Origin of the sequence: Vibrio sp. 10N.222.49.A3 (genome assembly GCF_041475145.1) — a bacterium.
Lineage (GTDB): Bacteria > Pseudomonadota > Gammaproteobacteria > Enterobacterales > Vibrionaceae > Vibrio > Vibrio tasmaniensis_A.
In genome coordinates this window covers 1-10,013 of sequence record NZ_JBFRVM010000171.1, presented here as the reverse complement: position 1 = coordinate 10,013, position 10,013 = coordinate 1, and the positions used below count along the sequence as shown (strand labels likewise).

General features: G+C 43.1%; 10 protein-coding genes and 1 pseudogene. 9 read left to right on the top strand and 2 right to left on the bottom strand.

The features are described 5' to 3' along the window. Positions 1 to 83: 83 nt before the first annotated feature. Entirely contained in the window at positions 84 to 548 is a 465-nt protein-coding gene (locus AB4589_RS21720) for a thioesterase family protein (RefSeq protein WP_009846805.1), read from the bottom strand. A gap of 198 nt (positions 549 to 746) precedes the next feature. Beyond that, a pseudogene (locus tag AB4589_RS21715) lies at positions 747 to 2,581 on the bottom strand (ABC transporter ATP-binding protein/permease). A 541-nt stretch (positions 2,582 to 3,122) separates the two neighbouring features. Between AB4589_RS21715 and artP the strand changes: the two are divergent. From artP to AB4589_RS21670, 9 genes are all read left to right on the top strand, one after another. Then, positions 3,123 to 3,851, top strand: coding sequence for an arginine ABC transporter ATP-binding protein ArtP (gene artP, locus AB4589_RS21710; protein ID WP_009846803.1), 729 nt, complete (start codon positions 3,123 to 3,125; stop codon positions 3,849 to 3,851). A gap of 103 nt (positions 3,852 to 3,954) precedes the next feature. Then, positions 3,955 to 4,698, top strand: coding sequence for a lysine/arginine/ornithine ABC transporter substrate-binding protein (locus AB4589_RS21705; protein WP_009846802.1), 744 nt, complete (start codon positions 3,955 to 3,957; stop codon positions 4,696 to 4,698). A 3-nt stretch (positions 4,699 to 4,701) separates the two neighbouring features. Next, complete coding sequence (gene artQ / locus AB4589_RS21700) at positions 4,702 to 5,388, top strand: arginine ABC transporter permease ArtQ (RefSeq protein WP_009846801.1); 687 nt, start codon at positions 4,702 to 4,704, stop codon at positions 5,386 to 5,388. Then, entirely contained in the window at positions 5,385 to 6,053 is a 669-nt protein-coding gene (gene artM / locus AB4589_RS21695; protein WP_012603999.1) for an arginine ABC transporter permease ArtM, read from the top strand. The genes artQ and artM overlap by 4 nt, the downstream gene beginning before the upstream one ends. Before the next feature lie 377 nt (positions 6,054 to 6,430). Further along, on the top strand, positions 6,431 to 6,754 hold the full coding sequence (locus AB4589_RS21690; protein ID WP_372101670.1) for a site-specific integrase: 324 nt from the start codon (positions 6,431 to 6,433) through the stop codon (positions 6,752 to 6,754). After that, entirely contained in the window at positions 6,694 to 7,287 is a 594-nt protein-coding gene (locus tag AB4589_RS21685) for a tyrosine-type recombinase/integrase (RefSeq protein ID WP_372101671.1), read from the top strand. The genes AB4589_RS21690 and AB4589_RS21685 overlap by 61 nt, the downstream gene beginning before the upstream one ends. After that, the gene (locus tag AB4589_RS21680; RefSeq protein WP_372101669.1) at positions 7,284 to 8,375 is read left to right on the top strand and encodes a transposase; all 1,092 of its coding nucleotides are present in this window, start codon (positions 7,284 to 7,286) and stop codon (positions 8,373 to 8,375) included. The genes AB4589_RS21685 and AB4589_RS21680 overlap by 4 nt, the downstream gene beginning before the upstream one ends. A gap of 286 nt (positions 8,376 to 8,661) precedes the next feature. Continuing rightward, positions 8,662 to 9,189, top strand: a complete 528-nt coding sequence (locus AB4589_RS21675; RefSeq protein ID WP_372101668.1) for a Pycsar system effector family protein — start codon at positions 8,662 to 8,664, stop codon at positions 9,187 to 9,189. 8 nt (positions 9,190 to 9,197) lie between these two features. Next, on the top strand, positions 9,198 to 9,992 hold the full coding sequence (locus tag AB4589_RS21670; RefSeq protein WP_372101667.1) for an adenylate/guanylate cyclase domain-containing protein: 795 nt from the start codon (positions 9,198 to 9,200) through the stop codon (positions 9,990 to 9,992). Positions 9,993 to 10,013 lie beyond the last annotated feature (21 nt).

Sequence of the window (10,013 nt, the reverse complement as noted above, 5' to 3'; positions counted from 1 at the left end):
TTCAAGCAATAATACTTATTCGAACGGCATTAACTCAATCGAGTGGTCTTTCTGTATCTGAGTATTCTGAATCAGCGAATAGGTTATTCCGTCACAGCTTCCTGTTTGAAGCATGGGCTCTTTAACGTGTTCATCTTCTCGATTTCATTGGTTAAACGCAGTGAAAGCAGCGCTTTTTGGTTTGAAGCAAAATCGAACATAACGATGGTCGCAGTGCCGATTGTCGTCAGCTTCTGTTGAGCCTTACTGACGATCGCGTATTCCATGGTGAAGCGGTCGTCTTGAATGTCTGTAACACGCGAACCGATCATCAGCGTGTCTGGATACGTGACTGGTCTGAAATATTTACAATAAGTGTCGCCAAGAACAGGGCCAACTTTGGTAATCGCCATCTCTTCCATCAGCTCGACATGCTTGAAAAAATCTAAGCGAGCCGTTTCGAAATAACGAAAATATACGGCGTTGTTAACGTGATTAAGGGCGTCCATTTCTCCCCAAGCGACAGGGATTTCTGTTACTACCGGGTAGTCAGATAATAGTGCTTCCATGCGAACTCTCTTATTGTTATCTGTGTAGTTAGTGTTATCTGGGTAATTAACGTTATCTATTTACCCTTCATCGGGATCAGTTGTTATTGGAATAAAAACCCTACCGCTAAATTAACAAAACTGCAACACGTGTGATTTAAGTTTTTGAAGCTTGAAACCACACAATGTCAGTGACTTAGTTGCACATCCACTCAATGTTCACACATTGAGGTGTTTGAATTGCAGTTCAACTAAGCGTTGGTACAATTCGCAGCTATTGATGAGCGACTGGTGGTCGCCAATGTCTACTAGCTGCCCTTTATCTAGCACCGCAATCTGGTCGGCGTGTTTAATTGTTGATAATCGATGGGCGATAATGATGGTCGTTCTGCCACGCATTAACTCTTCTAAAGCTTGTTGAACGTGATGCTCACTTTCACTGTCTAGCGCACTGGTTGCTTCGTCCAACAAGAGAATATTCGGATCTTTTAGGATGGCACGAGCGATGGCAATACGCTGACGCTGCCCGCCAGACAATCTAACGCCACGTTCACCAAGAAAGCTGTGATAGCCTTCAGGTAAGTTCTGAATGAACTCGTGCGCGTGCGCTTTTTTCGCCGCTTCGATAACTTGCTCGTCCGTTGCTTCTGGGTTCCCGTATCGAATGTTATGGAACACATCGTTGCTGAACAGAGCGGGTTGCTGAGGGACTAATGCCATCTGCTTTCTTAGCTCGTTCGGATCAAACTGATTCAGTTCAACACCGCCTAACGTTACTTTGCCTATTTGTGGGTCGTAGAAACGTTGCAGCAGTTCAAATAGGGTGGTTTTACCTGCGCCAGACGGGCCAACCAATGCCAACACTTTACCTTCATGGGCCGTTAGCGTGAGGTTGCTTGTTGCGGGCTGGTCGGGTCTTGATGGGTAACAGAAGGTCACATCATCAAAAGCGACTTCTGGTGTCACGTTATCGAGTGATGTTGGGTTTTCTACAGGCGCAACAATATGGCTTTCAACTTGTAGAATTTCAATTAATCGTTCTGTCGCACCTGCCGCACGTTGCAGTTCACCCATCACTTCAGAAATCGTACCTAGTGATGAAGCGACCATGATCGCATAGAAGACAAACGCCGCTAAGTCACCCGCCGACATCGTGCCGTTGATGACATCGCTGCCACCAACCCAAAGCATGCCTGCAATCGCACTGAACACGATAACAATCACACCAGAGATAAGAATCGCGCGTTGCTTTACTCGCTGACGTCCAATTTCATATGCTTTTTCCACTTCAATCGCAAATGACGCTTTCTCTTGTGCTTCTCGGCTGTAGCTTTGCACAGTCTTAATGTGCTCAATCGCTTCGCCGGCATAAGAGCCCACATCAGACATCGAATCCTGACTTTGGCGAGAGAGGGCTCTCACTCGTCGACCGTATACCAAAATCGGAATCAGGATAAACGGCACAGAGGCCAACACGATCAGCGTTAGCTTAATGTTGGTCGCGAAGAGCATGATGATTGCGCCAATACACATTAATGCACTTCGCATCGCCATAGAAAACGACGAACCAATAATGCTTTGGAGCAGGGTTGTGTCGGTTGTGATGCGCGACATGATGTCGCCACTGCCATTGGTTTCAAAGTAACTCGGGTGAAGCGTCACCACGTGATTGAAACCGACAGGCGTATATCCGCACTTACTCGCTCACCAACAGAAGAGACCAAATAGAAGCGAAAGAAGGTGCCAATCGAGATCAGCACGACTACAACCATGATGAATTGAATCGCACTGCCTAAATCTGATAACGATTGTTGGCTGAAGCCTTGGTCGATAAGAAGGCGAATACCGTGTCCGACCGAAAGGGTTAAGCTCGCCGTGAAGATCAAAGCGATCAGCGCTGCAATCACACGGCCTTTATAGGGCTGAATAAATTTGCTGAGCTCAAATAAAATACTGAGGCTTTTCTTCTCAGGTTTGGGTTGTGGCGCTTTTTGAGTAGATCGTTGAGCCGTTCGCTGAGTAGAGTCACGCGTAGAAGAGACATCGTTTTGCATATGACTGCCTTAATGTGTTGTCGCTTTAAGAGTAGATGGCTTGTTGTTTGTACGTACATGTCACGAATCAAGTGCTAGTCGTTCGTAAATGTTTGTTGCTTACAAGAGAAACCATTAAAGCACGCATCGCTGACTGATGCTTCCTAGGACACTCAATTTTCGGACTTTGATGCCTAGCAAGTGAGGAAATCGATACTGTTCAAAAGGAACATTAATCATTTAATGAGGCTTGGAATGAAGAGCAAACGAGCTATTTTATTCTAATTTTTATGCATGTGAGCGTAAGCCAATGGCGAATAGAAGCTACAGGTTTTTAGATCTTGTACTGATTTTTTAATTGGAAGAGAAACGTTTGCTTTCCCTCGATTTCAAGCTTATCAGCAACTTGTGACTTTTGGTTGTAAGACCAGTTATAGCGACTGTTTTCTGCGCAACTTTCGTTACAAAAATTCAACAAAATAGTTTTTTATACATTTTTCTTGCATAAAACCTCGAATTGAATAGAATAACCAACAAATGACAATTAATGCAGTATTGTGGCATGAGTATTCAAGTAAAGAGCATCAACAAATCATACGGTAATACCCAAGTTCTTCATGACATCAGCTTTGACTGTGAAAGTGGCGAAACCTTGGTATTGCTTGGCCCAAGCGGCGCGGGCAAGAGTTCATTACTGCGTGTATTGAACCTGTTAGAAATCGCGGACAACGGCGAATTAGACATTGCGAACGAGCAATTCGATTTTTCAAGCCAGATCCAAGAAAAGCAGGGGCTTAAACTTCGTCGTAAAGTTGGCATGGTGTTCCAACAATACAACTTGTGGCCACATATGACGGTGATGGAAAACTTAATTGAAGCTCCCACCAAAGTGGCGGGTTTAGATAAGCAAGAAGCCATCAAGCAAGCTCAAGAAGTACTAAAGACACTTCAACTTGCCGACAAAGCAGACGCTTGGCCACTTCAACTGTCTGGTGGTCAACAACAGCGTGTTGCGATTGCACGTGCGCTGATGATGAAACCGGATGTGTTGTTGTTTGATGAACCAACAGCGGCGCTTGATCCTGAGATCACCAACCAAGTTGTCAGCATTATTAAAGAGTTGAGTGGAACGGGCATTACTCAAGTGGTTGTGACACACGAAGTTGATTTCGCGAAGAAGATTGCTAGCCACGTTCTGTATCTAGAAAAAGGGTACATCGTTGAACACGGCACCAGCGATTCATTCGTTAACCCGCAGACACCCGAGTTTGCCGAGTATCTTACGCATTAAACCTAAGTTGACTCACTAGATTTAGCTAAACACAACATCGATTAAAACAATCAAATTATAGAAATGGCCACAGGTCAAAATCACACAGATTCGGAGTAACCAAATGAAAAAGATTCTACTAGCTTCACTTATCGGCCTTTCTTCTGCAGGCATGGCTGTTAATGCATCGGCACAAGACGAAATCAAATTCGCAATGGAAGCGACTTACGCACCATTCGAATACATGGACGAGAACAACCAAATCCAAGGTTTTGACGTAGACCTAGCAAACGCACTTTGTGAAGAGATGAAAGCAACTTGTACTTTTCACAACCAAGCGTTCGATAGCTTGATCCCAGCACTTAAATTCAAACGTTACGATGCCGCTATTTCGGCAATGGACATCACTGAAGCGCGTCTTAAACAAGTAAACTTCTCTAATGCTTACTACGACAACTCAGCAGCATTCATCTCTATTGAAGGCAAAGTAGCAGACCAAGCAGCACTAGAAGGCAAGCGTGTTGGCGTTCAAAACGGTTCAACTCATCAAAGCTTCCTACTTGAGCAAATGGCTGGCGTAACAGCGGTACCTTACTCAAGCTACCAAGATGCATTCATCGACATGAAAAACGGTCGTATCGATTCAGTATTTGGTGACACAGCGGTAGTAGCTGAATGGTTCAAAAAGCAAGACAACCTAACGTATGTTGGCGACCAAGTAACAAACCAAGAGTACTTCGGTAACGGCTTTGGTATCGCAGTAAACAAGAGTAACCAAGAACTTGTAGACCAGCTTAACGTTGCACTTGCAGCAGTGAAAGCGAACGGCGAATACGACAAGATCTTTAACAAGTACTTCGGTAAGTAATTTATGGAATTAACGGGTTACTCTTTAGGGCTCGTCGAAGCAAGCTGGATGACAGTTCAGCTTGCGTTCGTAAGCCTATTGGTTGGATTGGTTCTAGCAGTGTTGTTTGCAAGTGGTGAGATGTCTCGTCGTATTGCAATCAAATGGCCAACGACTGCATTTGTGACGATTGTTCGTGGTTTACCAGAAATTCTGGTCGTACTGTTTATCTACTTTGGTTCGACACAAGTTCTGTTCATGATCACTGGCGACTTCATAGAAGTGAGCCCGTTCTTATCTGGTGTTGTTGCACTGTCACTTATCTTTGCTTCTTACGCGTCACAAACCATCCGTGGTGCTTTGAAAGCAGTAAGCAAAGGGCAAAGAGAAGCAGCAAGTGCGCTTGGTATTTCACAATCTCGTGCTTTCTTCAGAGTCGTATTGCCACAAGCAGTGAGACACGCGCTACCAGGGTTAACCAACCAATGGTTAGTGTTATTGAAAGACACCGCATTAGTATCGCTGATTGGCGTAACCGATCTATTGAAACAAGCGCAATTAACATCTGCGGCAACGCATGAAGCATTCACTTGGTACGCGACAGCAGCAGCAATCTATTTGGTCATCACTTTAATCACCCAAAGATTAGTAAAAGTGATTGATGGTAAGTTTTCTATTCAAGGTTTGGGTAACAAAGGGGCAATGGCATGAATCAACAATACCTCTCTCAAATGCTTGAAGGCTTAGTGACCAGTCTTCAACTCACAGGTGCTTCATTGCTTGTTGGTTGTATATTGTCATTGCTGATGACGGTAACGCTAATCCTAAGGATCCCGGCGATTCACTGGTTAACACGTGGCATCATCACGCTGTTCACCGGCACACCATTGTTGGTTCAGATCTTCTTGGTGTATTACGGCCCGGGTCAATTCGACTGGATTCGTGAAAGCTTCCTATGGACATGGCTTAGCCAACCTTGGTTCTGCGCAATGTTAGCACTCGCACTGAACACCGCGGCATACAGCACGCTACTGTTCAGAGGTGCATTCAACGCGATTCCAGCAGGGCAGTGGGAAGCATGTCGCGCATTAGGCATGGACAAAATCGCAACGCTTAAAGTGTTACTGCCATACGCACTACGTCGCGCCGTTCCAGCTTACTCGAACGAAGTGATTCTAGTCTTCAAAGGCACGTCACTGGCAAGCACCATCACCATCATGGATTTGATGGGCTACGCTCAACGTATCAACGGCCAAACCTACGACACGCTCACAGTGTTCGGCATTGCTGGAGCATTCTACCTAGCAGTGAATGGTGTATTAACGCTGATCTTCCGTCAGGTAGAGAAGAAGGCCCTCGCATTCGAAGCTGCGTAAGCTAGCCACTCAAAAGCTTAACTAACGTATAAAGCCTGACATTAATGTTCGCATAAATGGCAGGCTTTTTTGTGTTTGGGTATGTGCAGGGTACTGTGATTACATACAGTTCGGGCGAGTTTTCGCTAAAATCATACTATATAGAAATATTCTGCATTTTGTCATTCAATGAGTTTATCTATGTTTTAAGTCACTGAAATACTGTGATTAATCGTGGTAAAGTGCCGTGCATATGAAACTAGATAGAAAAATTCTATATTTAAATGCAGAATTTTTCTGTCTAAGAGCTGTTGAACTAAGCCGCTTCGCGGAGGACTTTCCTCTCACTTATCCGATAGACCAAACTTATGATGTATCCATAGATTAAGGAATACATCATGACCCTATTAAGACAACAACTTATCGATGAAATGGCGGTTCGCCGTTTTTCTCCGAAAACCCATGTAAGCTATTTACGTTGGGTTAAAGATCTATCTACTACTTACGATCTGTCCCCCGATTTACTCACTGATCAACAGATTAGTGCGTATTTACGTACGCTCACCACAGAGCGGAGCTTAAGTAGTAGTACTTGTGCTCAAGCTTTGAATGCCATCTTGTTCTTTTATCGTGCCGTTTTGAATAGAGAATTTGAGAGCGACTGGTTCCCCCGATTAAACGCGCCAGTAAAATACCGGAGCTGCTTAATCGCGAGGAAGTAAGAAGTATCATTAGTCATTGTCGAAGTTTTAAATATCAGACCGCACTTGAAATGTGTTATGGATGTGGCCTACGTGTCAGTGAGGTCGTAGGCTTGTACGTGAAAGACATTGATGGTACGGCGAAACGACTGCACATTCATTGTGGTAAAGGTAAAAAAGATCGCTTTGTTCCACTGGGTGATAGCCAACTGAATCATCTTCGAAATTACTGGTGTCATTATCATCCCACCGTAGTGCTGTTTCCCAGCCTAGAGCCCGAAAAGCCATTGGGTATTAGCTCTCTGCAGAAATGCTTCAAAGCAGCAAAAGTTGAGGCAAACGTCAGAAAATTAGGAGGAATACACGCTTTGAGGCACGCTTATGCGACTCATCAGCTTGAGTCGGGCATGCCTTTGAATGTTCTTCAGCGTTACCTCGGACATTCGAATATCAAAACGACATTGAGGTACACCCATTGGATTGGTCATCACAACGAAAGCTCGGACGGAAGTAAGTTCGACTTAGTTGCACAACTATGGGAGGAGAGCGAATGAACGCATTATCTCCTTACCAAGCCGTATTAACACAAGGCTTAGAAGAGCTTGATAAAAGCAGAGTCACACCGAGACAGTGGCAAGTGCTTAACCATTTAAGAGACTGCCGAACAGAGCGTATGGGCAGCTACGACTGGCGTTGTCAGCAATGTGGTCATGAAACGCGTTGGTACTGCTCTTGTCGAGACCGTCATTGCCCCAATTGCCAAGAGCAGATGAGACAGCAATGGCTAACAAAGCGAAGCCAAGATATTTTACCTGTGGCCTACCATCATATGGTTTTTACCTTACCTCACGAGTTCAATGCTCTGGTTAAAGCGCATCCTAAGGTGGTTTATCAATGCTTGTTTCATTCAGTGTGGGCCACATTATGCGCGTTTGCTAATGAGCGGCATCACCTTGTCGGTCAACTTGGAGCATTAATGGTTCTTCACACTTGGGGAAGAAATCTGAGTCAACATACTCATATTCATTGCCTACTACCGAGTGGGGTGCTTACAAAAGATCGGCAATGGCAACCGACAAGAAAAGAGAGTTACCTGTTTCCGGTTAAAGCCCTATCCGTTCGCTTTAAGAAAGAGATGTTATGCCGAGTAAGCGAGTTGATAGCAACGCACAGTAATTTATTAGAGGAAGCCGCTAGTAAGAGGTGGGTTGTGTACAGTAAACCTGTACTCCATGAGCCTACAGCGGTAGTGGGTTATCTATCTCGGTATTGCAATCGTATCGGGTTAAATCCCAACCAATTAAGTTATAACGTGGATGGCCGTATCACGATGAGTTACAAAGACTATCGAACCAATGGGACGCAAAGAATGTGTTGTAATGCGGGCGAGTTACTTCGACGCTTACTTTTACATGTGTTGCCTAAAGGGCTAATGCGAATACGCTATTATGGCTTTTTAGCTAATGCGGTACGGGTAAAAGCGATAGCGGAAATTAGGCAAAGCTTACGAAAGCGACCCGCAGAGAAGTCGGAAGTGCTGAAAGAGAAACCGCGTTGTCCGAACTGCCATAGCAACAGCTTGGTACTCGTGTGCATCAATATTAGACCTAAGATAGTCGTTTCAGAGCATCGACTGACCTAGTTGTCTGATTGTAATGAATAAAATTATCGTTGTGTTATGGCGAGAGAGGGGCATTGTTCGCTTTTAAAAAGATTATGCAACGGGTATAGTCGCAGTAGATAAATTGGTGGCTAGAAGTGGAAAATGGACGGCTGATGGGGTACCAGTCTTAATGATAAGAGTGGAACGTAAGTCAGTCCTAAAAAGCAAACTCCATAGATAGAAGCGGCCAAGTCCAACAGGTATTTATCCATTGTGCTACGACAACGGATAAATACTTAAGCGTTAGCAATCTTTTGAGGTATGTATGTGTAAAGTGTTAATAGAAGAAAAGTTGAGTGCAGTTTTTTCAAATGTAAATGATTGGCTAAAGTTTGCTGAGCAAAAAAATGCAGCTCTCTTAGTGCTAAATGGTGGGGTAGTATGGGGCGTTACTAGAGTCTTATCGAAAGTAGATATTTTAGAGACAATATCATACTGGTCTGCTCTGATTGGTTATATCTTGCTTGTATGTTCTGCCCTAATTTGTATTATTTCATTCTTACCTGTTCTTGACGAAAAATGGTTTAAGCCCGAAGAAATAAAAACTACAGATAACTGTTTTTATTTTGCTGACATTGCAAAGTATTCAAAATCTGAGTATTTGGTTCTTCTCTCTGAAAAGCTAGAAATGAGTAACTATAAAGCGAGTCCATTCGAGATAGATTTGAGCTCGCAAGTTATTACAAATGCAGAAATCGCACTCGATAAGTATAAAAAATTTAAACTTGCTTCAAATGTTACTGTTTTAGCAGTTGTTCTTTTTTCTATTTCAATAGGGTTTCATTACTTTTAAGGTCAAAAATGATTAACCAAAAACAATTACCAGAAAACTTGCGCAACATTATTGATAAACAAGTTAAAAAGTTTAGCAAACCTGTAAGTACTAGTTCGATGAGTCGAATACCAAATGTAGACTCTATCCCTACAGAACAATCAGATAAATGGTTAAAAATTGATAATGTAGTATGTGTATTTGTAGATATGAAAAATTCAACTCAGTTGAGTGCAAGTCACTATGCAAGTTCTACTGGTCGGGTATATACATTATTTACAGGCACTGCTGTAAGAGTATTCAAAGAGCTTGGCGCTTCATATGTGGATATTAAAGGTGATGGTGTTTTCGCTCTTTTTGATTACGACAAAGTTCATCATGCATTTGCGTCTGCCGTGACTTTTAAAACGTTTGTTAACGATGTATTTACGCAAAAAGTAACCAATAAGACCAAAGTAAATACTGGTGTACATATAGGTATTGATCAAGGAACTCTTTTAGTCAGTAAAATCGGCTTAAGAAGAAGTGCATCACGTGGAGATATGCATAACGAGGTATGGGCAGGAAAAGCAGTAAACATGGCTGCTAAGTTGTCTGGTTTATCAAAAGATGATGAAATTCATGTGTCTGACAGATTTTATAAAAATCTAACAGCTATAGAAGCAAAATATTCTTGTTCGTGTAGTGCCCCTCAGTTGCTCTGGGAAAAAATAGATGTTTCACATGATAAAAGGTTTTCATTTAAATCGGCTCATGTTTTGAAGAGTGCATGGTGTAAAAAGCATGGTGCAGAATACCTTCAAAAAATGCTTACAGCAGACTAGATTGCTAACTAATAAGGATTA

Excerpts from the sequence above, each read along its gene's own strand:
- AB4589_RS21720 (WP_009846805.1), bottom strand. The coding sequence starts at position 548 with ATGGAAGCACTATTATCTGACTACCCGGTAGTAACAGAAATCCCTGTC.
- AB4589_RS21690 (WP_372101670.1), top strand. The coding sequence starts at position 6,431 with ATGACCCTATTAAGACAACAACTTATCGATGAAATGGCGGTTCGCCGT.
- AB4589_RS21705 (WP_009846802.1), top strand. The coding sequence starts at position 3,955 with ATGAAAAAGATTCTACTAGCTTCACTTATCGGCCTTTCTTCTGCAGGC.
- AB4589_RS21680 (WP_372101669.1), top strand. The coding sequence starts at position 7,284 with ATGAACGCATTATCTCCTTACCAAGCCGTATTAACACAAGGCTTAGAA.
- artP (WP_009846803.1), top strand. The coding sequence starts at position 3,123 with ATGAGTATTCAAGTAAAGAGCATCAACAAATCATACGGTAATACCCAA.
- AB4589_RS21670 (WP_372101667.1), top strand. The coding sequence starts at position 9,198 with ATGATTAACCAAAAACAATTACCAGAAAACTTGCGCAACATTATTGAT.
- artM (WP_012603999.1), top strand. The coding sequence starts at position 5,385 with ATGAATCAACAATACCTCTCTCAAATGCTTGAAGGCTTAGTGACCAGT.
- AB4589_RS21675 (WP_372101668.1), top strand. The coding sequence starts at position 8,662 with ATGTGTAAAGTGTTAATAGAAGAAAAGTTGAGTGCAGTTTTTTCAAAT.
- artQ (WP_009846801.1), top strand. The coding sequence starts at position 4,702 with ATGGAATTAACGGGTTACTCTTTAGGGCTCGTCGAAGCAAGCTGGATG.